The organism is Brevibacterium sp. LE-L (genome assembly GCF_050214925.1).
GTDB lineage: Bacteria > Actinomycetota > Actinomycetes > Actinomycetales > Brevibacteriaceae > Brevibacterium.
Genome location: NZ_CP189759.1, coordinates 1,977,102 through 2,003,037, shown reverse-complemented (window position 1 = coordinate 2,003,037; position 25,936 = coordinate 1,977,102). Strand labels below are relative to the sequence as shown.

Below are 25,936 nucleotides of genomic sequence, written 5' to 3'. Positions count from 1 at the left end.
CTACTCCTCGAACCTGATATCCACGGCGCGACCATGGGCCGGCAGCTGTTCGCTGGCGGCGAGAACATCGATGTGTTCGGCCACCTCGGACAGCGCCTGGCGATCATAGTCGATGACCTGGCTGACTTTGATGAATGAGTGCACCCCGAGGCCCGAACCATGAGCGGCGGTGCCCATCGTCGGGAGCACGTGGTTCGAACCGGCGCAGTAGTCGCCGAGCGAGACCGGTGCAAAGTCGCCGAGGAACACCGCTCCCCCGCTGGTGATCCGTTCGGCCACCGCGGCGGCATCGGCGGTGTGGACCTCGACGTGTTCACCCGCGTAGCCGTTGACCACGGTGATGCCCGCGTCGAGGTCGTCGACGAGGACGATGGCCGACTGCCGTCCGGACAGGGCCGTGGAGATCCGTTCGGAGTGCATTGCGGCAGGCACCTGCACCTTGAGCTCCGCCACGACCGCTTCGGCGAGGTCCGCAGAATCGGTCACGAGCACCGAGGCGGCCAGTTCGTCGTGTTCGGCCTGGCTGATGAGGTCGGCGGCGACGAATCGCGGATTCGCGCTCGCGTCGGCGAGGATGATGATCTCCGTCGGGCCGGCGACCGCATCGATGCCGACCCGGGACCTCACGAGTGATTTCGCGGCCGCCACATAGGCGTTCCCGGGTCCGGTGATGAGGTCGACGGGTTCGAGTCCCTCCCCGTCGTCGAAGCCGTATGCCAGGGCACCGATCGCCTGGGCGCCGCCCATCGCCCACACCTCATCGACACCGAGGATGTGGGCCGTGGCCAACACCGTCGGGTGCGGCAGTCCGTCGGCCTGCGGCGGGCTGGCGATCGCCAGCGAGTCTGCCCCTGCGGTCTGGGCGGGCACGACGTTCATGATCACCGTCGAGGGGTAGACGGCGAGACCGCCGGGCACATAGAGTCCCACACGCTCGACCGGCAGGTGGCGAGTGGTGACGAAGGCCCCGGAGGCCAACTGGGTGCGGACATCGGCAGGGCGCTGATCGGCCGCGACCTTCCGAGCCCGGTCGATCGACTCGACGAGCGCGGACTTGACCTTCGGGTCGAGTTCGGCCGCGGCGGTGGCCAGGCTCGCTGCGGGCACCCGCAGGGTCTCGGGGCGCACCCCGTCGAAGCGTTCGGTGTAGTCGAGCACGGCGGCCGCTCCGCCTTCGGCCACGGTCTCGAGCAGCTCTGCCACGCGACGTTCGATATCGGCATGCGTATCGGCGGCACGGGGAAGCGCCTGCGCCAGGAATCGCTTGTTCAGGGTCTCGCCACGGTAGTCCAGAATGTTCACCTGCACCATTCTAGTCGCCGTCGCTGCGGGCCAGACGCCCGGTCCGCGGTTCGAGCCGTTCAGCGGGCAGCGGAGACGGCACCTCGCCCACCCGCGGGCCACCGGCCCCGTTTCTGCCGGCCCCCGCGGCTCAACCGCTGAGGCAGCGCGATCCCAGCAGCGCCTTGAGGTCGCCGTAGAGGCTCGGATTCGGATCGACGCGGATCGACCGGTCGAGCCGCATCACGGTCTGACGTCCCGGCTGGGACAAGATCACGTGGACATCGGTCTGGCCCCTGTTCGACTCGAGGATCCGTTTGAGCTTCGTCGCCATCTCCTCGGTGGCCTTCTCCATCGGCATGAGCAGGTTGAGCGGCCGATCCTTGGGGTCGGTGACATCCGGGATCGTCATCGACATCGCCATCAGCGAGGTCGGGCGGTCTTCGGAGGTGCGGATGCGCCCGGTCAGCGAGATCACAAGGTCGGTAGCCAGCAGGCTCGCCACGGGCTCGTAGGTGTCACCGAAGAACATCACTTCGATCTCGGCTTCGAGGTCCTCGAGCGTGACGATCGCGTAGGGGCGTCCGGAGTTCTTCGACACCTTGCGGGTGACCTGCGTGATCATTCCGCAGACCTTGATCTGGGATCCGTCGTGGCGCTGCGATTCGGGGTCGACCACCTCGGCGATGGAGGCCTCGGATTCTGCGGCGAGCACCCCTTCGAGCCCGTTGAGCGGGTGATCGGAGACGTAGAGGCCGATCATGTCGCGTTCGAAGGACAGCTTCTCCTTCTTCTCCCATTCCGGACGGTCCGGGATCGTCACGGAGAAGCCCGGCGAATCGTCTCCCCCGCCGAACCCGGCGAAGAGGTCGAACTGGCCGTTGGCTTCCTGCCGTTTGACGCCGATGACCGAATCCACGGCTTCTTCGTGGATCTCGACGAGGGACCGCCGTGTGTGTTCGAGCGAATCGAAGCCACCGGCCTTGATGAGCGATTCGATGGTGCGCTTGTTGCACACGTGGCTGGGCACTTTGTCGAGGAAGTCCGTGAACGAGGTGTAGGCGCCCTTCTCCCCGCGGGCCTCGACGATGCCTTCGACCACATGGGAGCCGACATTGCGCACAGCGCCCATGCCGAAGCGGATATCGGTGCCGACCGGGGTGAAGTGCAGAGCCGAGTCGTTGACATCGGGGGGCAGCACGGTGATGCCCAGACGACGACACTCGTTGAGGTAGATCGCCAACTTGTCCTTGTTGTCACCGACCGAGGTCAGCAGCGCAGCCATGTACTCGGCGGTGTAGTGGGCCTTGAGGTAGGCGGTCCAATAGGACACGACTCCGTAGGCGGCCGAGTGAGCCTTGTTGAACGCGTAGTCGGAGAACGGCAGCAGGATGTCCCACAGAGCTTGGGCGGCGGCCTCGGAGTAGCCGCGTTCCTTCATGCCGCCGAAGAAGCCGACCTGCTGCTTGTCGAGCTCCGACTTCTTCTTCTTGCCCATCGCACGACGGAGGATGTCGGCCTGACCGAGCGAATATCCGGCGACCTTCTGCGCGATCGCCATCACCTGCTCCTGGTAGATGATGAGGCCGTAGGTCGTGTCGAGGATGTCCTTGAGCGGTTCCTCGAGCTCGGGGTGGATCGGGGTGACGTCCTGCAGTCCGTTCTTGCGCAGGGCGTAGTTCGTATGCGAGTCGGCACCCATCGGGCCGGGGCGATAGAGCGCAAGCGTCGCGGAGATATCCTCGAAGTTGTCGGGCTTCATCATCCGCAGCAGGGCGCGCAGTCCGCCGCCGTCGAGCTGGAAGACGCCGAGGGTGTCGCCGCGGGCCAGCAGCTCGTAGGCGTCGGGGTCGTCGAGGGTCAGGTGCTCGAGGTTGAGGTCGAGGTCCCGGTTGGCCTTGATGTTCTCGACCGCGTCGGAGACGATCGTGAGGTTGCGCAGCCCCAGGAAGTCCATCTTGATGAGCCCGAGACCCTCAGATGTCGGGTAGTCGAACTGGGTGATGACCTGTCCGTCTTGGAACCGCCGCATGATCGGGATGACGTCGATGATCGGATCCGAGGACATGATGACGCCCGCGGCGTGGACGCCCCACTGCCGCTTCAGCCCTTCCAGGCCCTTCGCGGTCTCGAAGGTCTCCCGGGCTTCGGGATCGGTGTCGACGAGTTCGCGGAACTCTCCGGCTTCCTTGTACCGCTTGGAGTCCGGGTCCTCGATGTCCTTGAGCGGGATGTCCTTGGCCATCTCGGCCGGCGGCAGCGCCTTCGTCAGACGTTCACCCATGGAGAAGGGTTTGCCGAGGACACGTGCGGAGTCCTTGAGCGCCATCTTCGTCTTGATCGTGCCGTAGGTCACGATCATCGCGACACGTTCGTCGCCGTACTTCTCCGTCACGTATTCGATGACCTCGCCGCGGCGACGATCATCGAAGTCGACGTCGAAGTCGGGCATGGACACACGGTCCGGGTTGAGGAAGCGCTCGAAGAACAGTCCGTGCTGGAGCGGGTCGAGGTCGGTGATGCGCATGGCATAGGCGACCATGGAGCCGGCACCCGAACCACGGCCGGGCCCCACCCGGATGCCGTGGTCTTTCGACCAGTTGATGAAGTCGGCGACGACGAGGAAGTAGCCGGGGAAGCCCATCGAGATGATGACGTCGAGCTCGTAGTCGGCCTGCCTGCGGACATCGTCGGGCACACCGTCTGGGTACCGGTAGTCGAGTCCCTTCGCGACTTCCTTGATCAGCCACGAGGTCTCGTCCTCGCCGGGCGGGCAGGGGAACTTCGGCATGTAGTTCGCCGAGGTGTCGAAGGAGACTTCGCACTTCTCAGCGATTTCGAGGGTGTTGTCGCACGCCTCGGGGAATTCCTTGAACAGGGAGCGCATCTCGGCCGCGGACTTGAGGTAGTAGCCGGAGCCGGAGAAGGCGAAGCGGGAACCGCCCTGATCGTAGGTCGGTTCGATGAGTTTGGAGCCGGACTGGATGGCCAGCAGCGCTTCGTGCGCCTTCGCATCGGATTCGTGGGTGTAGTGCAGGTCGTTCGTCGCGACCAGCGGAATGTCCATCTCCTTCGACAGACGGATGAGATCCTTCGTCACGCGCTTCTCGATGGACAGCCCATGGTCCATGAGTTCGACGTAGTAGTTCTCCTTGCCGAAGATCTCCCGATACTTGCCGGCGGCGGCCCGGGCCTCTTCGTACTGCCCCAGACGCAGCCGCACCTGGATCTCGCCCGAGGGGCAGCCCGTCGTGGCGATGAGCCCATCGGAGTAGGTCTCGAGCAGTTCCTGGTCCAGCCGGGGCCACTTCGCGGTCACTGAGTCGAGAGAGGCGTACGAGGAGGCTTTGAACAGGTTGCGCATCCCCGTGTTGTTCCGCGACAGCAGGGTCATGTGCGTGTAGAGACCACCGCCGGAGAGGTCGTCGCTCTTCTGCGATTCGTCGGTGCGCCACTTCACTCGCGTCTTGTCCCGCCGGTCGGTTCCCGGGGTGACATAGGCTTCGACGCCGATGATGGGTTTGATGCCGGCCGCCGTGGCTTGGGACCAGAAGTCGAAGGCACCGAAGAGGTAGCCGTGGTCGGTCGTGGCGATCGCGGACATGCCCGAAGCCTTCGTCGCCGCCATGAGGTCGGCGAGGCGGGCCGCACCGTCCAACATGGAGTATTCGGTGTGGACGTGGAGGTGGACGAAGTCCTCGTTCGGCACTGGGCGCCGCCTTCCTGAAGTGGCCGGTATTGCCCATCCAGCTTAGTCCATCAGCTGCGTTTCGACAGAGGCCCACAGGCTGTCATTCGGGCCACGGTCATAGCCCGGCCGACCGTGCTCAGTTCGGTCGGATGCCGTCGAGAGCGACCTGCAGATCCTCGGGGTAGCCGCTTTCGAATTCGACCCACTTCTGCGTGTCGGGATGGTGGAATCCGAGCTTGACCGCGTGCAGCCACTGCCGTTCAAGCCCGAGTTCTTTGGCCAGCACCGGATCGGCACCGTAGGGCACGTCGCCCACGCAGGGATGCTTGGTCGCGGAGAAGTGGACGCGGATCTGGTGCGTGCGCCCGGTTTCGAGGTGGACTTCGACGAGCGCGGCACGGCGGTGGGCCTCGATGACCTCGTAGTGGGTGATCGCGTTCTTGCCTTCCGTGCGCACGGCGTAGAGCCCGTCGTGCTTCGGGTGCCGTGCGATGGGGGCGTCGATGGTTCCGAGCACCGGGTCGGGAAGCCCCTGGACGACCGCATGGTAGGTCTTCTCCACCGTGCGCTCCTTGAACGCACGCTTGAGCATGCTGTAGGCGTATTCGCTCTTCGCCACGACCATGAGACCGGAAGTGCCCACGTCGAGGCGCTGAACGATGCCCTGACGTTCGGGAGCACCGGAGGTCGCGATCCGGAAACCGGCTGCGGCGAGTCCGCCGACGACGGTCCTTCCGGTCCAGCCGATGGCCGGATGGGCCGCGACGCCGACGGGTTTGTCGACGACGACGAACGCATCCTCGTCGTGGACGATCCGCATGCCCGGCACCGGGTCGGCCACGACTTCGAGGGGCCGTTTCGGTTCGGGCATCATGATGTCGAGGCGTTCGCCGGCGATGACCCGGTCGGATTTGATCACGGGACGTCCGGACATCTGCACACCCCCGTCGGCGCAGATGTCTGCGGCGGCGGTGCGGGAGAGTCCGAGAAGCTTCGACATCGCAGCGTCCACGCGCTGGCCTTCGAGCCCCTCAGGGACGAGGATGGAACGTTCGGTCATTGAGAGTCCTCTTTCACACGGGTGGAGTCCGAACCGTCGAGTTCGATGCCTTTGAGGCTGGCGATGATGAGCACCACGGCAGCGGCGGAGATCGCAATATCGGCGACATTGCAGATGAACAGCGACAGATCGATGAAGTCGACGACGGCCCCGTGGAGGAATGCCGGTTCCCGGAACAGCCGATCGACGAGGTTGCCGAAGAGCCCGCCCAGCAGCAGGCCGAGTCCGATCGCCCACGCCCGAGAACCGAGTTTGCGGGAGAGCAGGAGGATCGCGATGAACACGCCGACGGCGATGAGCGGGAACACCCAGGTCACACTCGAACCGAGTCCCAGGGCGGCACCGGGGTTGCGGTAGAAGTTGAACCCGGCCAAGGACCCGATCACGGGCACCGGCGGTTGCCCTTCGAGCAGAGTGACGGCGAGGAATTTTGTGACTTGATCGATGACGAGCACGATCGCCGCGATCGAGAACAGGAGGACCAGCTTGGCGGCACGAGGTCTGTTCACCCGTGGGGCAGGATCGTTCATTCGGTTCATTCTAGTCCACCGTCATCGACGTCGAACGCGCACGACTGAGGTCCGGGACCTCCGCGGAGTTCCCGGACCTCTGCCGTGCGCTGTGGATCAGAGCTTGTGGTTCGACGAACCGCCCAGCGGATTGTTTCCGTCGAGGGTCTCCGGAGCCAGGCTCGTGGAGTTCTCGAGGTCCCGCAGCTGATCGTTGAGGTAGCTCTTCAGACGTGTGCGGTACTGACGTTCGAAGTTCGACAGCTGGTCGATCGACCGCTCCAGCGTGGACTTCTGCGACTCGAGGGTCGACAGGGTCTCATCCCGCTTGGTCTCGGCCTTGCCGACGATATCGGCGGCTTCCTTCTCGGCGCCCTGGATGAGCTCGTCGCGCTTGCGCTCACCTTCGGCAACGTGCTCGTCGTGGACGCGCTGGGCCAGTGCGATGAGGCCGTGGGCATCTCCGTCGCCGCCGACTGCACCGAGGCCCGCGCCCGCTGCTCCACCGGCTGCGCCGGCAGCGACTGCGGGTGCAGCCGAGGACTCCTGCGGAGTCGGTGCGGCTTCCTTGACCACCGGAGCGGAGGTCTGAGCCGGGGCTTCTTCGACCGGTGCCGGAGCGGCAGGTGCTTCCTGGGGTGCCGGCGCCTCGGCCTGCTCCTCGGGAGCCGGAACCGCGGCAGGCATGGCCTGGGTAGCGTCGATGTCCTGCGCCGGAGCGGCGGAGGCGCCGCCGGCTTCGAGTTCCTTCACACGCTGTTCGGCGGTGGAGAGCTTCTGACGCAGTTCGTCGTTCTCCTGGTAGAGACGGCGGATCTCAACGACGACCTCATCAAGGAAATCGTCGACTTCATCCTGGTCGTACCCGTCGCGGAACTTCACATGCTGGAACCGCTTGTTTACTACGTCTTCAGGCGTGAGCGCCATGAGGTCACCTTCGGTCGATCTACAATCATTACGCTGCCGCCCGGAAGGACGGCTTCAACGTCACATTAGCGTAACACCTGCAGTTTTGTCGTGCAGTTAAGGCGTGTCACGCATTCGATGACGAACTTTTACCTATCCGAGGCTAACAAGGTCTCCACACGCTCGGCCAATTTCGGTGAGTATATTCACCATTTATCGCCTATTGGGACAATCGAATCCCGATATTCGCATTGCACTTCGTTGAGGCATTTCACGAGGCACAATCAGCATTTCGGGCTATTCGCCGCAAACACCGGTCTCCGCTCTCCTGTGAGCGTGGGACCCTCCGCGCCAGGGATCAGGCCGTGGTGTGCGAGAGGTTGAAGAACACCGAGGCGATGATCTGGATGCCGATGAGCAGAACGATGAAGCCGAGATCGAGCGAGATCTGCCCCAGCCGCAGTGGTGGGATGACCTTGCGCAGCAGCTTCAGCGGCGGGTCGGTGAGTGTGTAGACGATCTCCGCGAGGACGAGGAAGAAACCGGCCGGCTTCCAGTCACGGGAGAACACCTGGACCAGGTCGAGCACGACTCGGGCCAGGAGCACGTAGACATAGAGGCTCAGCGCAGTGCCGAGGATGTAGAAGATCATGGCCACGGGGGTCCCTCGCGCCTTTCGTTGGTGCTTGAGTGTCGGAGCCCCAGCCTAACGGCTCGAGCTGAAGAGGAGTTGAGAGAAGTTCCCGAACCGCTCAGCTCTGGTTGAAGAAGCTGGCCTGAGTGTCCGAATCGGCTTCGTTCTCGCCTGCGACCTCGATGTTCTCCGGGGTGAGCAGGAAGACCTTGTTCGTCACCCGTTCAATCGAACCGTGCAGACCGAAGATGAGGCCGGCGGAGAAGTCGACGAGCCGCTTGGAGTTGTTCTCGTCCATCTCCGAGAGGTTCATGATCACCGGGGTGCCTTCGCGGAAGGCCGATCCGATGACCATGGCATCGTTGTAGCTGCGCGGGTGGATGGTCCTGATGCGATTCATTGAGGTTCCTGGAGCCGGGGTGTCTACGGGACGAATCGGTGACGGGTGGATCGGCGTCACCGGAGCGGGGCTGCGATCCTCTGCCGTTTCGGGTTCTTCGTGCCGGTCGACGTCGTCGAAGGTTTCGATGACTTCGCGGTCCCGGTATGCGGGTTCGCGACGCTCGGACTCATGGCGCTCGGTGGTCTCGTCCTCTTCTTCGACGAAACCCAGGTATTCCAGCGTCTTCTTGATTGCTGACATGTCTTAAGCTCCTCGGACTTCGGCACTTGCTCACCTGTGGCCCAAACTATCGCACGTGGGCATACGGAAGGGTGAGTCCTACGGGTGTGTCGTGGGGTTTTCTTCCTGCAGCCAGATGATCCCGGCGAACCGGCCCGTCCGCTGGTGCCTGCGATAGGAGAACAGATCTTCGGATTCCTTGGTGCAGGTGCGGGAGAAATGGTCGATGATCACGCCTTCCCGGCGCAGCTGTTCGGCGACTGCTCCGGCGACGTCCAGTGCAGGGGTTCCCGTCACCGACACCGAGGCGGCCGTGGGCTCGATCTCGGCGACTTCGGTGCGCAGTTCGGCTGAGACCTCGTAGCAGCGAGGGCACACCGAGGGCCCGATGACGGCGTGGATCTGACCGGCTCCCGCGTCCCGCATGCGCGCGATCGTGCCGGGCAAGACTCCTGCGGCCATTCCCTGCCGGCCGGCGTGGATACCCGCGATGATCCCGGTGTCGGCATCGGCGAGCATGATCGGGGTGCAGTCGGCGACCATGATCGCCAGTCCGATGCCGCCGAGGTTCGTCATCTGCGCATCGGCTTCGACGGGAGCCTGCCGCAGTTCGGTCTCGGCGGCGATGCTGTGCACCGTGGTGCCATGGACCTGGGAGACGAAGGACAGACGTTCGCCGCTCAGACCCAGAACCTGGGCCAGAGCGGCGCGGTTGGCTGCGACGAGTTCGTCATCATCGCCGACATGGCGGGCGAGGTTGAACGAGGCGAAGTCCCCGCTCGAGTACCCGCCGTGCCGGTCGGTGAAGGCGACGTGGGCGGTGCGCCTGCCGGGGATGACGAACCTCGAGCGCAGCATGTTACTTGAGGAAGTCCGGGATATCGAGGTCGTTGTCGACGTTCGAGCTGCTGCGTTCGTTGGGCAGCGTCGCCGGAATCTGGTGGTCCTCGCTGCGGCGAGCCGGCTGAGTCTCCGTGGCTTCGGCTTCCTCGGCCTCCGGTTCGGAGATCACGGGTGATTCGTTCTCGGTCTCCGCCGGGGCGGCGGCCGGGATGGAGGCCGGGACCGCTTCGGCACCCGCGGTTTCGGCGTTCGGGGAGGTGTTGTCGAAGCCGGCGGCGATGACGGTCACGCGGCATTCGTCGCCGATGTTGTCGTCGATCACGGCGCCGAAGATGATGTTCGCTTCGGGGTGGGCCGCTTCCTGGACCAGTCGCGCTGCCTCGTTGACTTCGAAGAGACCGAGGTCGCCGCCGCCGGTGATGCAGAAGAGCACGCCGTGGGCTCCGTCGATGCTGGCTTCCAGCAGCGGGGAGGCGATGGCGGATTCGGCGGCCTGCACGGCGCGGTCGTCTCCGGTGGCCGCACCGATGCCCATGAGCGCGGTGCCGGCATCCTGCATGACGGACTTCACGTCGGCGAAGTCGAGGTTGATCAGGCCCGGGACCGAGATGAGGTCGGTGATGCCCTGGACACCGGAGCGCAGGACTTCATCGGCCGAGCGGAAGGCTTCGACGACGGAGACGCTGCGATCGGAGATCGACAGCAGTCGGTCGTTGGGAATGACGATGAGGGTGTCGACCTCTTCGCGCAGAGCGGCGATGCCGGCTTCGGCCTGCGCGGAACGACGGCGCCCCTCGAAGGTGAACGGGCGGGTGACGACGCCGATGGTCAGGGCGCCGAGCGAACGGGCCACTCGAGCGACGACGGGGGCCGCACCGGTTCCCGTGCCGCCGCCTTCGCCGGCGGTGACGAAGACCATGTCGGCGCCCTCGAGGGCATCGCGGATGGCCTCTTCGGACGAGTCGGCGGCCTTGCGTCCGATCTCCGGATCGGCTCCGGCGCCGAGGCCGCGGGTCTGGTCACGGCCGATCTCCAGCTTCACATCCGCGTCGGAGAGGACGAGAGCCTGGGCATCGGTGTTGATTGCGATGAACTCCACGCCGCGCAGGCCGACGTCGATCATCCTCTGCACAGCGTTGACACCGCCGCCGCCGGTTCCGGCAACCTTGATATCCGCTCCGGATTGTGGGAATTCAGCCAAGTCGGTTCCTCGTCTCAAGCGCTTCAGTCACGCAGGGTCTGCGTGCGCATTCGGTCTGTGTTCTCTGCCCTGAGGCTATTGGGCGGGGCAACATCACTGCAACCATTCTCCCCGGAGTGTCGGGCTTCGGCCAAACTTCCCACCCGGTGTGTCGGAGCCAAACAGCGGCAATCGTCGGCGATTCGTGCCGCGGCGCAGACGTGGGCGTCTCCCACGCGAGAACTGCCTCAGTTCGTCACGGGCACCGAAGGCACGGAGACGTCGATCTCGGTGCGGCCCTCGGCGGCCAGCTGTGCGGCTGTGCGCACCTTGAGGCTGGCGTTGGAGGAATCGCCGAGGACGACCGTGGCATGGTCGTCGCCGGTGTCGAGTTCGGCTTGGAGACTGTTCGCGTCCTTCGCCTCGATGGTCGTCAGCTGGCCGCGCAGCTCGGGCCGCAGGTGGCCGAGGAAGCGGATGACTGCGGAGACCGTCGACTTGTCGGGTTCGGCTCCGGAGTCTCCGAGCACCGTGAGCTTCTTCGGCGCTTTGTCCACGACGCCGAGGTCGACGGCCGCGGCGTCGTAGAGGCGATAGCCCGAGGAGCCTTCGATCGCAAGCACGGGAGTCCGGTCGGTGATCGTGATCTGCAGCGACCGGGGCCCGGCGTAGCGGACCGCGGCCTCTTGGGCCTTCGGGAACTTCTTGAGCACGGACTTCTCCACCGTCCCGGGACGCACCTGAGGCAGTGGGGTGCCGCCTTCCCCATCGAGGACGAAGGAGCTCACCGAGGCGTGGTCGACGAGTTCGCTGCCTTTCACGTTCACCTTCTGCAGGGCCAGCAGCGGTGAGAACCATGCGATGGCGGCGACGGCGAGCACACCGAGGACGAGGCCGATGGCGATGAGGCGTCTGCGCCACAGCTGCCGGCGGCGGGCCCGGATGACCCCGGTGAGGTCCGCGGTGGAGTTCTCACCGGCGCGGGCTGGGGGAAGCGGCACCATCGGTCTCAGCTCTCCAGTGCGCTCAGCAGCTCGGGCCCGAGGATCGTCACATCCCCGGCGCCGAGAGTGAGCACGAGGTCGCCGGGACGCACGCGCTCGGCGACGAAGGGAACCGCCGCGGCGAAGGACTCTTCGAAGGTGACGTGATCGTGCGGGACCCGATCGGCGATGAGGGCGCCGGTGACACCGGGAACCGGGTCTTCGCGGGCGGGGAAGACGTCGAGCACGACGACTTCGTCGGCCAGGCCCAGAGCTCGACCGAACTCCTCCCGGAACTCCATGGTCCTCGAATACAGGTGGGGTTGGAAGATCGCCCAGACGCGTCCGCCGTCGGTGACGACTCCGCGGGCGGCGTTGAGAACGGCCCGCAGCTCTGTCGGGTGATGGGCGTAGTCGTCGATGACGCGCACTCCGGCGGCGATCCCGCGCTCTTCGAAGCGGCGGCGTGTGCCTCCGTATTCGGCCAGGCCCGTCGCCGCACGTTCGACATCCGCGCCGAGGCAGTGCGCCACGGCGATCGCGGCAGTGGCGTTGAGCGCGTTGTGCAGTCCCGGCTGCCGCAGTTCGACGCTCAGAGGTGTCTCACGTCCGGGCAGGTCGAGGTCGAAGCGTGAGCCGATCCCGGAGTCGAGGTTGTTCAGCAGGACGTCGGCGTCGTCTCCCGTGCCGTAGAACACGACGTCGGCGCCTTGGGCTCGGGCCGCCGTGGCCACGTCGTGGGATCCGGCATCGTCGGCGCAGGCGATGATGGTGCCGCCGCGGGACTGGATGCCGTTGCAGAATTCGATGAACGCCTCGCGGACCTTCTCCGGTGTCCCGTAGTGGTCGAGGTGGTCGGCTTCGACGTTCGTGAGGATGCCGATGGTCGGTTCGTAGAGGAGGAAGGATCCGTCGGATTCGTCCGCCTCGGCGACGAAGACATCACCGGTGCCCAGGTGCGCGTTCGTGCCCGTCGTCGACAGCACTCCCCCGATGACGAACGACGGGTCGATGCCGCAGGCCTGCAGGGCCACGGTCGCCATCGAGGTCGTCGTGGTCTTTCCGTGGGTGCCGGCCACGGCCACGGCGCGTTTGTCGACCATGAGCGAGGCGAGGGCACCGGAGCGGTGGAGGATGCGCAGTCCCCGGCGCTGCGCCTCGACGAGTTCGGGGTTGTCCTTGCGGATGGCGGAGGAGATGACGAGGGTATCGGCGTCGCCGAGGTTGTCCGCCGAATGTCCGATCGTCACGGTGGCGCCGAGGGTTCGCAGAACGTCGACGACGTTGGATTCCTTCGCGTCCGATCCCGAGACGTCGACTCCGTTCATGACCATGATCCGGGCGATTCCGGACATTCCCGATCCGCCGATGCCGATGAAGTGGACGGCACCGAGTTCGGTGACGGGGACGATATTCGCTTGGGACATGTTCAGCCTTCCAACGCGCGGGTGACGATGCCGGCCATTCGGGCTGCGGCGTCGGTGGGATAGTTCAGTGCAGAAGCGGCGCGGCTCATCTCCTCCAGCCGCGGCCGGTCGCCGAGCAGCGGCAGGATGGTCTCGGTGACCGTCGCAGCGGAGAATTCGGCGTTGTCGACCATGAGCGAAGCTCCGGCCTCGACGCTGCCGGCCGCGTTCAGTCGCTGTTCGCCGTTGCCGATGGCCAACGGCACGTAGAGGGCGGGCACGCCGACGACGGTCGTCTCGGAGACGGTGGCGGCTCCGGACCGGGCGACGAGGAGATCGGCCACGGAGTAGGCCCGGTGCATGCCGTCGACATAGTCGACGACATGGTAGTCGGGCAGCTGAGCGGTGGCGGACCGCAGCTCCTCACCTTTTCCGGCTCCGGTGATGTGGAGGACCTGGACGCCTGCCTCCTGGCAGGCATCGGCGGAGGCGAGGAAGGCTGCGTTGATCTTCTGTGCGCCCGAGGACCCGCCGGTGACGACGAGCACGGGAGCGTCGTCACGCAGCCCCAGGTCGGCGCGGTGAGCGGCCCGCTGGTCGGCATCGCTGCGGTCGAGCGCGGTGATCTCCGCGGGCATCGGCATGCCCACGAGCGTCGAGTTGCGCAGCTGCGTGTCCGGGAAGGTGATGCCCACCCGCCCGGCGGTCGTCAGTCGCGCGCCGAGGCGGTTGGCCATTCCGGGTTTCGCATTGGCTTCGTGGACGATGAGCGGAATCTTCGCCTGCTTCGCGGCGAGGAATGCCGGCGGGCAGACGTAGCCGCCGACACCGACGACGGCGGAGACGTTCCGGGAGGTGATGATCTTCCTGACCGCGGAGATGTTTCCGGCGAAGCGCCCGGGGAACCTCAACAGGGACGGACTGATCGATCGGGGCATGGGCACCTTGTCGATGGTGAGCAGTTCGAAGCCGGCGCGGGGCACGAGCTCGGCTTCGAGTCCGTCGGGGGTGCCCAGGGCGATGATGTCCCAGTCCGGGTGCTTCTCACGCAGTTCCCGGCCGATCGCCAGCATCGGCGAGATATGACCGGTGGTGCCTCCACCGGCCAGGAGGATACTCGTCATCTCATTTCCTTCTCTTGCGGGCGAGCACGGCGAACGATGATCGCATGCGATCTCTGTGGACGATGATGGCTTCTTCGGCTCCGGGTTCCGTGCGGGCGAACGACAGGAGCACGCCGATGGCCAGGAGCGAGGCGATGATCGACGAACCTCCGTAGGACACGAAGGGCAGGGGCAGGCCGATGACGGGCAGCAGTCCGGTGACGACACCGATGTTGATCGCGGCCTGTCCGATGATGAGGGCGAAGAAGCCGGCAGTGGCGACCTGGACCATGAGGTTGTCCGAGCGCAGGATCACCCGGACCATCCCGTAGCCGAGGACGGCGAAGACGAAGACGACGACGAGCGAGCCGACGAGGCCGAGCTCCTCGCCGATGATGGCGAAGATGAAGTCGTTGTGGGCTTCGGGCAGCCAGGACCACTTCTCGCGGCTGGCGCCCAGTCCGACGCCGAACCAGCCTCCGGAGGCCAGGGAGAACAGGCCGTGGTTGGACTGCCACGCTTGGCCCATCGTGTCGGCGGCGGTCTGGTCGGCGTGGCCGGTGAGCATCGCCTTGATGCGGTTGAGGCGGTTCTCCGACGTGAGGACGAAGAAGACGACTGCGGCGGCGAGGATGCTGCCGAGCAGAAGGAAGTACTTGATCGGGAAACCGCCGATGAACAGGCACACCACAGCCATGGCAATGAAGACGAGGCCGGTCCCGAGGTCGTTGCCGCCGACGACGAGGCCGACGGCGGCGAGCACACCGGGTACGACGGGGACCATGGCGTGGCCGAAGGTGGTGAGCCTGCCGAACTTCTGGGCGAGCGTGAAACCGAGCCACAGGGCCAAGGCGATCTTGAGGAATTCTGAGGGTTGGATCTGGAATCCGCCGAGGCCGATCCAGTTCGCATTGCCCTTCGCGGACTTGCCGAGGCCGGGCACGTAGACCGCCGCCTGCATGGCGAGGCCGACGAGCATCGCCGGCCAGGCGAGCCTGCGCCATACGCTCAGGGGCATGAAGCTGGCGACGACCATGAGGGCGAGGCCGACGCCGGCGAACAGTGCCTGCTTGTTGAAATAGGCGAAGGAGGAGCCCGCTCCCCCGGCATAGGAGGTGATCGACGAAGCCGAGAGCACCATGACGAGTCCGAGGCCGGTGAGGGCGAGCACGGACACGAGGATGATGTAGTAGGTCGTCAGCGGGTAGGCGGAGAAACGCGAATAGTCCTCACGCAGGGCCGTCCAGACCCTTTTGACCACCGAGGGATTCTTCGCCGATGGCTTCTTCCCAGCGCCTGTCTGTCTGCTCTCAGCGGAGGCGGCGGACTTCTTCGCACCGGTTGCCTTGGCCGAGGGCTGAGCCGAGGTTCTCGCCGAGCCGGCCCGCTTCGTCGATTCCGCGGCCGACTTGGGCGCGGTGGTCTTCCGTCCCGTGGTTGTCCGCCCGGCGGTCTTCCGCCCCGAGGTCTTCGCGGGGGCGGTTCGAGGTGCGGCAGTCTTCGTCGCCGCTGGCGCAGATGCCGACGTGGTCGACCTCGCTGGCGCAGATGCGGACGTGGTCGTCTTCGCGAGCTTCCGGCGACGGCGTTCATCCGCCTTCGCGGTGGTCTGCCGGCCCATCTCAGCGTCCCAGTCGGTTCTGGACGGCTTCGGTGAACAGTTCGCCGCGAGTGTTGTAGTTGAGGAACTGGTCCATGCTCGCAGCAGCTGGAGCCAGCAGCACGGTGTCGCCTTCTTCGGCCAGAGCCGCCGCGGCATTGACGGCGGCTGCCGCGACCGCTTCTCCGCGACGCTTGGGCACGCCGGAGTCGACGGCCAGTGCCGGTTCGATGCGGACGACTTCGAGGTCGGGGACGGTGGCGGCGATGGCTTCGCGGTAGGCGGAGTCATCGGCTCCGATGAGCACGAGCGCCTTGATCCGCTCCTGGTGAGCGGTGAAGAGCTCGGTGAAGTCCGCCCCCTTGGGCAGTCCTCCGGCGATCCACACAATGGAGTCGAAAGCGGCCAGGGAGGCGTTCGCGGCGTGCGTGTTCGTCGCCTTCGAATCATCGACCCAGCGGACTCCGTCGGCGTCGGCGACGGTGACCATTCGGTGGGCGCCGAGCGAATGACTGCGCAGGCCGGCCGAGATCGCCTGTCCCGGCACGTCGATGGCCCGTGCCAGGCAGGCGGCGGCAAGAGCGTTGGAGACCTGATGCGGTGCGGGGTCGCTGCCGTCGACACCGGTGGCGACCGCCACGTCGGCGAGGGAGGCGATCTCCGCGGCCGAGGAATAGCGCTGCGGGATGAATGCGCGGTCGACGAGCAGCTCCTCGACGACGCCGAGCTCACCGGGCCGCGGCACACCGGTGGTGAAGCCGATGGCCTTGGCACCTTCGATGACGTCGGCCTCTTCGACCATGTGCAGGGTCGCCTCGTCGGCGCAGTTGTACACGCACGCGAGCTTCGCATTATGGAAGATCTTCGCCTTGTCGGCGGCATAGGCCTCGGCGCTGCCGTGCCAGTCGAGGTGGTCCGGGGCGATGTTGAGCACGGCCGCGGCGTCAGCGCTCATCGACTCCTGCCAGTGGAGCTGGAAGCTCGAGAGTTCGATCGCGAGGACTTCGAGTCCCGGTTCGAGCACGGCTTCGAGCAGCGGAGTGCCGATGTTTCCGCAGGCCTTGGCCTTGAGTCCGGCGGCGAGGAGCATCGACTCGAGCATCGTCGTGGTCGTCGTCTTGCCGTTGGTGCCGGTGATGGCCAGCCATTTCGCGTCATTGGTCCCACGGATGCGCCACGCGAGCTCGACTTCGCCGATGACGGGGATGCCGGCCGCAGCCGCCGCGGCGAGCACCGGCTGGTCCGGTCGCCAGCCGGGAGAGGTGACGACGAGGTCGATCTGACCCTCGGGCAGGGCCTCCACGTGCTCGGGTCCGCGGCGGATGTCGACGTCGAATACCTCGAGGATCTGCGCCTTCTCACTGACGTCGGCCTGATCATCACCGTCGATGACGATGACATCGGCACCGCGTTCGCCGAGGTGGACCGCCGCGGGGAATCCCGTGACCCCGAGCCCGGTGACGAGGATCCGCAGGCCGGCCAGCGACGAGTTCGGTCCGGTCAGCGCGGCCGGGACCTGCCCGACAGCCACGGTGTCGGAGGCCTGTGCAGCGGACCGGTCGTCTGCGGTCGGGTTCTGCTCATCAGCCAACGCGAGCCACCCAGTCGGCGTAGAAGAGGCAGATTCCGGCGATGACGAAGAGCGCGGCGATGATCCAGAATCTCACCACGATCGTCACTTCTGCCCACCCCTTGAGTTCGAAGTGGTGCTGCAGCGGTGCCATCCGGAACACGCGTTTGCCGGTGGTCTTGAAGGAGGCGACCTGGATGATCACCGAGAGGGTGATGATGACGAAGAGTCCGCCGAGGACGATGAGCAGCAGCTCGGTGCGCGACATGATCGCGAGTCCGGCGAAGGCGCCGCCGATGGCGAGCGAACCGGTGTCTCCCATGAAGATCTTCGCCGGTGAGGTGTTGAACCACAGGAAACCGAAGCAGGCGGCGGCCATGGCTCCGGCGACCATCGCGAGGTCGCGGGGGTCGCGCATGTAGTAGCAGGCGTTCGTGGCCTCGGACATGAGGTTGCAGTTCTGGGTCGACTGCCATGTGCCGATGACGACATAGGCGGCGAACACCACCACCGAGGCGCCGGTGGCCAGGCCGTCGAGCCCGTCGGTGAGGTTGACGGCGTTCGAGACCGCGGTGACGATGAGGTTCGCCCAGATGATGAAGAGGATGAGGCCCAGCACGGCCGAACCGAAGGCGAGGTCGAGGTTCGTGTCCCGAATGAAGGAGATCTTCGTCGACGCGGGGGTCTCTCCGAACGAGTTCGGGAACTGCAGGGCCAGGACGGCGAAGGAGATGCCGACGAAGGCCTGACCGATGAGCTTGGGCACCGGGCGCAGACCCAGTGACCGCTGCTTCTTGATCTTGATGAAGTCGTCGAGGAATCCGACGACGCCGAGTCCCGCGGCCAGCCAGAGCACCAGCAGCCCCGAGGCGGTCGGCACCGAACCGGTGAACAGGTGTCCGAGCAGGTACGCCAGGACCGCGGCGCCGATGATCACGACGCCGCCCATGGTCGGGGTGCCGCGTTTCGTCGCGTGCGAGGTCGGGCCGTCGTCACGGACGAACTGGCCGTAGCCCTGTTTGACGAGCACCCGGATGAACAGCGGAGTGCCGACGAGGGTGAGGATGAGAGCCAGGCAGGCTGCGAGCAGTACGGCAATCATTGGGCCCCCGATACTCCGGCGATTTCGTCCCCGAGGTAGCGCAGACCCGCGTCTCGGGAGGATTTGAACAGGACGATGTCGCCCGGGGCGAGTTCGGAGCTCAGCAGATCCCGCGCCTCCGCGGCGGTGGCCACCCAGATCGCCTCGTTGCCCCAGGAGCCTTCGAGGTTCGCGGCGTTGAAGATCGGCTTCGCGCCTTCACCGACGACGATGGTGCGGGTGATGTTCAGGCGCACGACGAGCTCGCCGATGTCTGAATGCGCGGACACGGACTCCTCGCCGAGTTCGAGCATCTCACCGAGAACGGCGAAGGTGCGGCGGGGCCGGTTCTCCTCATCGCCGCGGCCCATCGAGGCCAGGGTCTTCAAGGAGGCTCGCATGGATTCGGGGTTCGCGTTGTAGGCGTCGTTGAGCACGGTCACGCCCGAGGGCGAGTCGATGAGCTCCATCCGCCAGCGGCTGGCCGCCGAGGAGGTCGACAGTGTGGTCACGATCGACTTCGTGCCGACTCCGCAGGCGTGGGCGATGGCCGCGGCCGCCAGGGCATTGCCGACGTGGTGTTCGCCGATGAGGGCCAGTCGCACCTCAGACGGTTCCTCACCCGGCAGGGTGAGCGTGAACGTCGGGTGCCCGGAGGAGTCGGTGGTCACTGCGGTGCCGCGCACGATCGCATCTTCGGCGCCGACCCATTCGGGCAGGGACTCACGCTGGGAGAACCACAGGGTGGTCACTTCCGGGGTAAGGACTTCGCGCATTCCCGCCACCCGGGAGTCGTCGGCGTTGAGCACCGCGGTCGATCCTGCCGGCAGCGACTCGACGAGCTCGGCCTTGGCACGGGCGGTGTTCTCGATCGATCCGAAGACTCCGGAGTGAGCGGTGCCCACGGCGAGTTCGACGGCGATGTCCGGTCGGATGAGGCTGGTCAGGTAGGCGAGGTTGCCGATCGACCGGGCGCCCATCTCGAGGACGAGGAAGCGGGTGGACTCGCTTGCCCGCAGCGCGGTCAGCGGCACCCCCACCTCGTTGTTGTACGAGTTCGGCGGCCACACCGTCTCGGCAGCACCTGCGAGCAGGTCCGCGGCGAGGTCCTTGACCGTGGTCTTGCCCACGGAGCCGGTGATCGCGATGACGGTGAGCTCACCGTCGGCACGCAGTCCTTCGATGCTGTGCTTGGCCAACAGGCCCAGCGCCTCGGTGGCATCGGCCACGACGACGGTGGGCAGGGGCTGTTCATCGACGGTGGGGACGGATTCGCCGATGATCAGGGCCGCGCCCGCCTCGACGGCGGCTGCGGCGAATTCGATGCCGTCGAAGCTCGCGCCTCGGCGGGCGACGTAGATATCGCCGGGTCCGACTTCTCGCGAGTCGGTCACCACACCGGCGGTCAATGGGGTCTCGGGGTCGATGCCGTACAACTCGCCGTTCAAGGCGGTTGCGATCTCGGCTGCAGTCAGTCGCTTCATATCATCTGTGAACTTTACCTGGTTGTTCGCCGCCCAGTCGCATGGACAGCGCCGAGCGTGTCCGCGCCCGGTCGTCGAATTCAGTCACCGTGGTGCCCACGGTCTGGCCCGTCTCATGCCCCTTGCCCGCAATGAGCACGGTCGTGGACGGGTCTGCGGAGGCGATCGCCTCGTCGATGGCCCGGCCCCGATCGGGGACTTCGATGATCTTTTTCACACGCGCCTGGCCGGCGCTGACGGCGGCATCGACGCCTTCCCTGATGGCGGCGCGGATCGCGGCGGGATCCTCGGTGCGGGGATTGTCGTCGGTGAGAACGATCACATCGGCTTCTCGTGCCGCCGCCTGGCCCATGCCGAAGCGTTTGCCGCGGTCTCGGTCGCCGCCGGCGCCGAAGACGATGACGAGTTCCTCGGAGTCCGCGTGCAGGGTTGCCAGGGCCTTGGCGATCGCGTCGGGGGTGTGCGAGTAGTCGACGATGGCGCGTGGGAGCAGTTCGGGGTGGGATTCCTCGAGCGCCCTGGGCCCGGACACGTCGATGATCTCCATCCGGCCCGGCACCGAGGTCACGAAGCTGCGTCCGATCGCATCGATGTCTTCGGCTGCGACCCCGGATTCGATGAGCATGGCCGCGGCCAGTGCGGTGTTCGTGACGTTGAAATCGCCCGGCAGCGGCGACCGCAGCCGGATCGACCGGAGAGTGTGGGCGCTCTGGCCGTCGGCGCGGTTCGGTCCTGCGGACTCGTCGTCGCCGAGGTGGAGGACGAACTCGGATTCCCCCGGGGTGTGGTCGATGCGCCACTGGCTGCGCTCGTCGCGGCCGAGGGTGCGCACGGGCACCTGTGCGGCGTCGACCATCCGCTCGCCCCATTCGTCTTCGACGACGATGACCGCGCGGTCGGAGAAGGTGCGGGTGAACAGCTGCGCTTTGGCCTCGAAGTACTCCTCCATCGTGTTGTGGAAATCGAGGTGGTCCTGGGAGAGGTTCGTGAATCCGGCCACGGAGAAGTGGGCACCGTCCACGCGGTGCTGGCGCAGGGCGTGGGACGAGACCTCCATCGAGCAGGTGTCGACCTCAGCGGTGCGCATCTTCGCGAACAGGGCGTGCAGCTCCGGGGCTTCCGGGGTCGTGCGCACGCTCGGGACGGTGTCACCGGCGATGAGGATGGCGACGGTGCCGATGACGGCCGTGCGGTGGCCGAGGGCTGCGAGCATTCCGTCGACGAGGTAGGTCGTCGTCGTCTTCCCGTTCGTTCCCGTGACGCCGATGAGTTCGGGCACCGAGGTGGTCCCGTAGACGGCGGCGGAGACGAATCCGAGCACCGCGCGGGGGGCTTCGACGATGAGGGCGGTGACCCCGTCGAGGAGTGCCCGGTCGGACTCGGACCCATCGAGTGCCTCGGTGACCTGCGTCCAGCCGTGCGAGTCGGTGAGGATCGCGTCGACGCCTGAGCGGATGAGCTCGGGGGCGAATTTCGCTCCGTGGACATTGGCTCCCGGCAGCGCGGCGTAGAGCTGGCCGGGTGCGACCGCACGCGAGTCATGGGAGACTCCCGTGACTTCCTTCTCGGGATCGCCGTGGAGGGTGCCGGGGGCGATCGGCAGCAGCTGTGAAAAACGCATCATTTCCATTCTCGGGCAGGCAGCTCGGGTTTCTCGGTCGACGGCGGGATCTTCAGGTGCCGCATCGCGAAGCCTGCGACATCGGAGAAGACTGGGGCAGCGGCCTGACCACCGTAGTAGCCCTTTCGCGGCCGCTGCAATGTCACGGAGATCGCGAGTTCGGGGTCTTCTGCCGGGAGCACACCGACGAAGGACGCGGTGTATCCGTCGTAGCCGCCGCCTTCGGCCGCCGGCGCCTGCGCGGTGCCGGTCTTACCGGCCACCCGGTAGCCCGAGACCTGCGCGGACTGGCCGGTGCCTTCGGCGACGACGCCTTCGAGGATGCGCAGGGTCTCATCCGCGGCCTTCTCGCTCACGACTCGCTGCGTCTTCCCGGGCGGGGTCGACAGGGCCCGGCCCTGCGGGGAGATCATGCCCTCGACGAGGCGGGAGGGCACGTGGACACCGCCGTTGGCGATGGTCGAGATGACGTCGGTGGTCTGCAGCGCGTTCGCGGCCATGCCCTGACCGAACATCACGGTGTACTTCGTGCGGCCGTCCCAGTCCTTGTACGGGTGGAGGATGCCTCCCGTCTCGGCGGGGAAGCCGATCCCCGTGGTCGAGCCGAAGCCGAACCTCTTCATGTATTCGTAGCGCTGCTCCTCGGTGAGCTTCTCGCCGGCGAGGATGGTGCCGGTGTTCGAGGACTGTGCAAGGATTCCGGCGAACGTGAGCTTCTCGTCGGGGTGTTCGTGGGAGTCGCGGAACTCTTCGTTGTTCGGTGCCTTCCATTTGTCTGGAACCGTGAATTCCTGTTCGGGGGTGACCAGTCCTTGGTCGAGCAGGGCGGCGGCCGTGACCATCTTCGCCGTCGAACCGGGTTCGAAGACGTCGGTGAAGATCCGGGAACCGCGGTCCTCGCCGTCGACCTTGCCCGGAGAGTTCGGGTCGACGGTGGGCGCATCGGCGGCGGTGAGGACCCGTCCGGTCTTGACCTCTTTGATGACGATGGACGCGGATTCGGCCTTGTGCTTCTTCCGCTGCTCTTCGATGGCCTGCTGTGCGTAGTACTGCAGGTCCGGATCGATCGTCGTCTGCAGCCCTTCGCCGTCGACGGCGTCCTTGATGTTGTTGTCCCCGAGCGGGATGATCTCTCCGCGCGCACCGCGTTCGTACTGCTGCTGGCCGTCTCTGCCGGACAGCTGATCGTCGTAGGCCATCTCGAGGCCGGCCTGCGCGGTGCCGTCGGAGCTTAAGAATCCGACGAGATTGCCGGCCACCCCGCCGGCGGGATAGGAGCGCACGGCGTACTCCTCGGCGGAGATGCCGAGGACCTCGAGTTTCTGCACGTCCCGCCAGGTCTCCGAGGTCAGTCCTTTGGCCACGGGGTTCCAGCGTTTGTCACCGACGAGTTTCGGGTAGATGAGTCCGGGGTCGGTGTTCAGGGGCTTCGCCAGCGCCTCGGCGGCACCCCACGCGCCGACGAGTTTTCCGTCGACCTTGTATTGGGCGACGTTCTGCTGGTCGACGACGAGCTGGTAGCGGGAGACGCTGTCGGCGAGCACCGTGCCGTCGGAGGCGAGGATCTGTCCCCGATCGGCCGGCAGGGTCTGGGTGACGAGGCGGTTGGACAGGGCCTTCTCCGCAAGCTTCATCGAGTCCATTCCCTGAATGGACACGAGCCGCACGGAGGTGATGAGCAGAGCGAGGATCGACAGCGCGGCGATGAAGCCCATGCGCAGGCGCAGATTGGGTCCTGCGTTCTTGCGCTTCTTCTTCAGTCGGCTCGTGGCTGGGCCCATTGCACTTGTCCTCGGTCCTTGGCATGGTCGGCGAATGGTTCGGTCAGGCCGTTCCCTGGTCCCGGTGAGCTCGGACTACTTCGGTGACTCCTGGCTCGGAGCCGCGATGTCGTTGCTCGGGCTGCCCCCGACGACCGGGAGCTTCTCATCCGATCGTAGATTGGGTCGGAGGTCTTCGCGTGTATCGGCGCGCGGCCCGGGCACGACTGTGGGCTCTTTCTCACCGCTGACGTCGATTCCCGGGGCATCGATGATCTTCCCGGTCTTCGCGTCGAGGAATTCCGGGGAGGAGTCGCGGACGAGGCCGAGCTCTTCGGCGGCGAGGGCGATGTTCTGCGGGGACTCGCGGTAGGAGTTGTCCTCGACGAGGCGGTCCTTCTGCTCGGCCAGCGCTTCCTTCTCCGAGGTCAGCTGGTCGACCTTGTAGGAGGTGTGGGACACGAAGATGTTGAGCAGCAGCACGGCCACGAGTGTGGCCACGAGGATCCCCACGCACAGCAGCGAGAAGGGCAGACGCGATTTCGGCAGCTCGAACTTCAGCAGACGCAGCTTCGCCGCGCTGCCTGCTTCTTCGAGGCGGCGGTGACGTTCGGGGAAGTTGTGCTGGCGGGCTCTTGCCGTGGAGTTGCTCACGATCGTGCCTCCCTGATCTTCTGCACTGCCCGCAGTCGGACGCTGGCCGCCCGCGGGTTGGTCTCTGCTTCTGCTTCGTCCGCCTTCTCTGCGCCCCGAATGATCTCGGTCAGCCAGGGTCGGAGGTCTTCGGGGACCACCGGCAGGTCCGGCGGCGCCGAGGAGGTCGTGGCCTTGCGCAGCGTCTTCTTCACGATGGTGTCTTCGAGCGACTGGTAGGACTCGATGACGGCCACTCCCCCGATGTGCAGGGCTTCCAGTGCCGCTGGCAGCGCAGTGCGCAGCACCCCGAGTTCGTCGTTGACCTCGATGCGCAGGGCCTGGAAGGTGCGTTTGGCGGGGTGGGACTTCTTCTTCGTCTGCGGGATCACCCGGCCGAGCATCGCGGCGAGCTGGTCCGAGGTCTCCCACGGTGTGTGTTCACGGTCGGTGACGATGATCTTCGCGATCCTGCCCGCCAGCTTCTCTTCGCCGTATTCGCGCAGGATCCGTCGCAGCTCGGCTTCGGAGTAGGTGGCGAGCACCTCGGCGGCGGTGAGCTCCTGCGTGCGATCCATGCGCATGTCCAGGGGCGCGGGCCGGGAGTACGAGAATCCGCGATCGTCTTCGTCGAGCTGCAGGGAGGACACTCCGAGGTCGAGCAGGATCGCGCTGATCGCGGCGATGCCGAGGTCGTCGAGGACTTCGGGCAGCTCATCGTCGACGGCGTGGACGATGTCGGTGCGATCGGCGAAGGGGGCCAGGCGTGTGGTGGCGATGTCGATGGCCTGCAGGTCGCGGTCGATGCCGACGAGGTGGACATCGGGAAAAGCCTGGAGGACGGCTTCGGAGTGGCCGCCCATGCCCAGTGTGCCGTCGACGACGACGGGGGTGATTCCGGCTTCGCGAGCGGCCTCGACACCGACGCCGATGAGTTCGACCACGCGTTCGAGGAGCACCGGTACGTGCTGAGCTGTCATGCGTTGGTCCTTCGTCAGTGGGTGGTTCGGGGGTGCGTGCTGCTGGAGCCAGAACCTTGCCCGCCGCGGCCCTGCCACCGGGGAAGTGTGTCAGGACGTCCGAGCTTCGGAAACGGGGAAGTTCCCCGAAACTCGAGCACGGCGGGCAAGGATCAAGCCCGAGCAGAATCAGATCACTCCGGGGATCACCTCCTCTTCGCGTTCGGCGAAGGCCTGCTGAGCGCCGACGAGGTAGTCCTCCCAGGTCGGTGCGTCCCAGATCTCGACTCGGTTGCCCATGCCGATCACTGCGACCTCCCGATCAAGTGATGCGTACTGCCGCAATATGTTCGGGACCGTGATGCGCCCCTGTTTGTCCGGTTGGTCCGCAAAAGCCGCCGACAGGAACACACGCTGGTAATCGCGGGCTTCCTTATTCGTCTTCGGCGCGTTCTGGATTCGCTCGTGCTCGGCTTCGAACTCCGTGGTGGGGAACAGGGTGAGGCAGTTCTCCTGGCCACGAGTGAGGACGAGTCCGGGCGACAGCTCCTCGCGGAACTTTGCGGGCAGGATGAGGCGACCTTTGTCGTCGAGCTTCTGCATATGAGTGCCCAAGAACATGTCGTCTCACCCCTTTCGGAAACCCATTGGCTCCGATAGCAACCACAGTACTCCACTTCCCTCCACGTATTCCAGCCTCCAGTCCGACCAACGTTGAAACTCTTAGTTTTCCCAGGTCAGATAGGTGGAGGAAAGTGGGGAAATTTTCCGTCGGTGCGTCGCCGGCGTGGTCGAAAGCCATGAAACCGTGGTCCCCTGGTGCCGGTTGACCGCTTCGGAGAAAGCCGGTCGAGTGGCCGAGATCCGCGAGTTCTCGCGGATCTCACCGGATCCTCCCGCCGAGGTGGAGCACAGTGGGGAGGAAAGTGGAGGGTCCACGTGGAGGAAAGTGGGGAGAGCAGTGGGGAACGAAGTGGGGAGCGCAGTGGGGAGGCCAATGGGGAGCGCAG

21 protein-coding genes are annotated in these 25,936 nt (G+C 66.0%); all 21 read right to left on the bottom strand.

Going from position 1 to position 25,936, the window contains the following annotated elements; all coding sequences use genetic code 11:
* The 21 genes from hisD to mraZ all read right to left on the bottom strand — a co-directional run bounded on the left by hisD (window position 1) and on the right by mraZ (window position 25,547).
* Window positions 1-1,311 carry a histidinol dehydrogenase gene (gene hisD, locus ACQE2J_RS08920; protein WP_135541288.1) on the bottom strand — a complete coding sequence of 437 codons (1,311 nt, stop codon included), beginning with the start codon at window positions 1,309-1,311 and terminating at the stop codon, window positions 1-3.
* A 121-nt stretch (window positions 1,312-1,432) separates the two neighbouring features.
* Window positions 1,433-4,942, bottom strand: coding sequence for a DNA polymerase III subunit alpha (dnaE, locus tag ACQE2J_RS08915; RefSeq protein WP_426937503.1), 3,510 nt, complete (start codon window positions 4,940-4,942; stop codon window positions 1,433-1,435).
* A 166-nt stretch (window positions 4,943-5,108) separates the two neighbouring features.
* Entirely contained in the window at window positions 5,109-6,032 is a 924-nt protein-coding gene (locus tag ACQE2J_RS08910) for an RluA family pseudouridine synthase (RefSeq protein WP_135541292.1), read from the bottom strand.
* Entirely contained in the window at window positions 6,029-6,562 is a 534-nt protein-coding gene (locus ACQE2J_RS08905) for a signal peptidase II (RefSeq protein ID WP_135541294.1), read from the bottom strand. Before ACQE2J_RS08905 ends, ACQE2J_RS08910 begins: the two co-directional genes overlap by 4 nt.
* Before the next feature lie 96 nt (window positions 6,563-6,658).
* A complete protein-coding gene (locus tag ACQE2J_RS08900) occupies window positions 6,659-7,468 on the bottom strand; it encodes a DivIVA domain-containing protein (protein WP_135541296.1) in 810 nt (269 codons plus the stop codon).
* A 337-nt stretch (window positions 7,469-7,805) separates the two neighbouring features.
* A complete protein-coding gene (locus ACQE2J_RS08895; protein ID WP_135541297.1) occupies window positions 7,806-8,105 on the bottom strand; it encodes a YggT family protein in 300 nt (99 codons plus the stop codon).
* Window positions 8,106-8,199: 94 nt separating this feature from the next.
* Window positions 8,200-8,724 carry a cell division protein SepF gene (locus ACQE2J_RS08890; RefSeq protein ID WP_135541298.1) on the bottom strand — a complete coding sequence of 175 codons (525 nt, stop codon included), beginning with the start codon at window positions 8,722-8,724 and terminating at the stop codon, window positions 8,200-8,202.
* A 78-nt stretch (window positions 8,725-8,802) separates the two neighbouring features.
* Window positions 8,803-9,561, bottom strand: coding sequence for a peptidoglycan editing factor PgeF (gene pgeF / locus ACQE2J_RS08885; RefSeq protein WP_425119605.1), 759 nt, complete (start codon window positions 9,559-9,561; stop codon window positions 8,803-8,805).
* Window position 9,562: 1 nt separating this feature from the next.
* Window positions 9,563-10,747 carry a cell division protein FtsZ gene (gene ftsZ / locus ACQE2J_RS08880; RefSeq protein ID WP_135541309.1) on the bottom strand — a complete coding sequence of 395 codons (1,185 nt, stop codon included), beginning with the start codon at window positions 10,745-10,747 and terminating at the stop codon, window positions 9,563-9,565.
* A gap of 227 nt (window positions 10,748-10,974) precedes the next feature.
* Window positions 10,975-11,730 carry a cell division protein FtsQ/DivIB gene (locus ACQE2J_RS08875; RefSeq protein ID WP_135541311.1) on the bottom strand — a complete coding sequence of 252 codons (756 nt, stop codon included), beginning with the start codon at window positions 11,728-11,730 and terminating at the stop codon, window positions 10,975-10,977.
* A 5-nt stretch (window positions 11,731-11,735) separates the two neighbouring features.
* Complete coding sequence (gene murC / locus ACQE2J_RS08870; protein ID WP_426937462.1) at window positions 11,736-13,136, bottom strand: UDP-N-acetylmuramate--L-alanine ligase; 1,401 nt, start codon at window positions 13,134-13,136, stop codon at window positions 11,736-11,738.
* Between the two features lie 2 nt (window positions 13,137-13,138).
* Window positions 13,139-14,239, bottom strand: coding sequence for a UDP-N-acetylglucosamine--N-acetylmuramyl-(pentapeptide) pyrophosphoryl-undecaprenol N-acetylglucosamine transferase (locus ACQE2J_RS08865; protein WP_425119609.1), 1,101 nt, complete (start codon window positions 14,237-14,239; stop codon window positions 13,139-13,141).
* A gap of 1 nt (window position 14,240) precedes the next feature.
* Window positions 14,241-15,839: a putative lipid II flippase FtsW gene (ftsW, locus tag ACQE2J_RS08860; protein WP_426937461.1), complete on the bottom strand. Its 1,599-nt coding sequence runs from the start codon at window positions 15,837-15,839 to the stop codon at window positions 14,241-14,243.
* Window position 15,840: 1 nt separating this feature from the next.
* The gene (gene murD / locus ACQE2J_RS08855) at window positions 15,841-17,349 is read right to left on the bottom strand and encodes a UDP-N-acetylmuramoyl-L-alanine--D-glutamate ligase (protein WP_426937502.1); all 1,509 of its coding nucleotides are present in this window, start codon (window positions 17,347-17,349) and stop codon (window positions 15,841-15,843) included.
* Between the two features lie 52 nt (window positions 17,350-17,401).
* Window positions 17,402-18,490: a phospho-N-acetylmuramoyl-pentapeptide-transferase gene (gene mraY / locus ACQE2J_RS08850; RefSeq protein ID WP_135541318.1), complete on the bottom strand. Its 1,089-nt coding sequence runs from the start codon at window positions 18,488-18,490 to the stop codon at window positions 17,402-17,404.
* A complete protein-coding gene (locus ACQE2J_RS08845; protein ID WP_135541320.1) occupies window positions 18,487-19,953 on the bottom strand; it encodes a UDP-N-acetylmuramoyl-tripeptide--D-alanyl-D-alanine ligase in 1,467 nt (488 codons plus the stop codon). Before ACQE2J_RS08845 ends, mraY begins: the two co-directional genes overlap by 4 nt.
* A gap of 1 nt (window position 19,954) precedes the next feature.
* Window positions 19,955-21,577 carry a UDP-N-acetylmuramoyl-L-alanyl-D-glutamate--2,6-diaminopimelate ligase gene (locus ACQE2J_RS08840; protein WP_167854459.1) on the bottom strand — a complete coding sequence of 541 codons (1,623 nt, stop codon included), beginning with the start codon at window positions 21,575-21,577 and terminating at the stop codon, window positions 19,955-19,957.
* Entirely contained in the window at window positions 21,574-23,355 is a 1,782-nt protein-coding gene (locus tag ACQE2J_RS08835) for a peptidoglycan D,D-transpeptidase FtsI family protein (RefSeq protein ID WP_135541322.1), read from the bottom strand. Before ACQE2J_RS08835 ends, ACQE2J_RS08840 begins: the two co-directional genes overlap by 4 nt.
* Before the next feature lie 75 nt (window positions 23,356-23,430).
* Window positions 23,431-23,988, bottom strand: coding sequence for a hypothetical protein (locus tag ACQE2J_RS08830; protein ID WP_135541324.1), 558 nt, complete (start codon window positions 23,986-23,988; stop codon window positions 23,431-23,433).
* The gene (rsmH, locus tag ACQE2J_RS08825; RefSeq protein ID WP_135541326.1) at window positions 23,985-24,947 is read right to left on the bottom strand and encodes a 16S rRNA (cytosine(1402)-N(4))-methyltransferase RsmH; all 963 of its coding nucleotides are present in this window, start codon (window positions 24,945-24,947) and stop codon (window positions 23,985-23,987) included. The genes ACQE2J_RS08830 and rsmH overlap by 4 nt, the downstream gene beginning before the upstream one ends.
* A gap of 168 nt (window positions 24,948-25,115) precedes the next feature.
* Window positions 25,116-25,547 (bottom strand): division/cell wall cluster transcriptional repressor MraZ, encoded by a 432-nt coding sequence (gene mraZ / locus ACQE2J_RS08820; protein ID WP_135541328.1) that lies wholly within the window; start codon window positions 25,545-25,547, stop codon window positions 25,116-25,118.
* Between the last annotated feature and the right edge of the window lie 389 nt (window positions 25,548-25,936).

Coding starts and splice junctions, on each gene's coding strand:
- ACQE2J_RS08840 (WP_167854459.1), bottom strand. CDS start 21,577: ATGATGCGTTTTTCACAGCTGCTGCCGATCGCCCCCGGCACCCTCCAC.
- ACQE2J_RS08905 (WP_135541294.1), bottom strand. CDS start 6,562: ATGAACGATCCTGCCCCACGGGTGAACAGACCTCGTGCCGCCAAGCTG.
- ACQE2J_RS08835 (WP_135541322.1), bottom strand. CDS start 23,355: ATGGGCCCAGCCACGAGCCGACTGAAGAAGAAGCGCAAGAACGCAGGA.
- ftsW (WP_426937461.1), bottom strand. CDS start 15,839: ATGGGCCGGCAGACCACCGCGAAGGCGGATGAACGCCGTCGCCGGAAG.
- pgeF (WP_425119605.1), bottom strand. CDS start 9,561: ATGCTGCGCTCGAGGTTCGTCATCCCCGGCAGGCGCACCGCCCACGTC.
- ACQE2J_RS08900 (WP_135541296.1), bottom strand. CDS start 7,468: ATGGCGCTCACGCCTGAAGACGTAGTAAACAAGCGGTTCCAGCATGTG.
- murC (WP_426937462.1), bottom strand. CDS start 13,136: ATGTCCCAAGCGAATATCGTCCCCGTCACCGAACTCGGTGCCGTCCAC.
- rsmH (WP_135541326.1), bottom strand. CDS start 24,947: ATGACAGCTCAGCACGTACCGGTGCTCCTCGAACGCGTGGTCGAACTC.
- mraZ (WP_135541328.1), bottom strand. CDS start 25,547: ATGTTCTTGGGCACTCATATGCAGAAGCTCGACGACAAAGGTCGCCTC.
- mraY (WP_135541318.1), bottom strand. CDS start 18,490: ATGATTGCCGTACTGCTCGCAGCCTGCCTGGCTCTCATCCTCACCCTC.
- ACQE2J_RS08890 (WP_135541298.1), bottom strand. CDS start 8,724: ATGTCAGCAATCAAGAAGACGCTGGAATACCTGGGTTTCGTCGAAGAA.
- ACQE2J_RS08845 (WP_135541320.1), bottom strand. CDS start 19,953: ATGAAGCGACTGACTGCAGCCGAGATCGCAACCGCCTTGAACGGCGAG.
- ACQE2J_RS08865 (WP_425119609.1), bottom strand. CDS start 14,239: ATGACGAGTATCCTCCTGGCCGGTGGAGGCACCACCGGTCATATCTCG.
- dnaE (WP_426937503.1), bottom strand. CDS start 4,942: ATGTTGGACGGTGCGGCCCGCCTCGCCGACCTCATGGCGGCGACGAAG.
- ACQE2J_RS08910 (WP_135541292.1), bottom strand. CDS start 6,032: ATGACCGAACGTTCCATCCTCGTCCCTGAGGGGCTCGAAGGCCAGCGC.
- ACQE2J_RS08875 (WP_135541311.1), bottom strand. CDS start 11,730: ATGGTGCCGCTTCCCCCAGCCCGCGCCGGTGAGAACTCCACCGCGGAC.
- hisD (WP_135541288.1), bottom strand. CDS start 1,311: ATGGTGCAGGTGAACATTCTGGACTACCGTGGCGAGACCCTGAACAAG.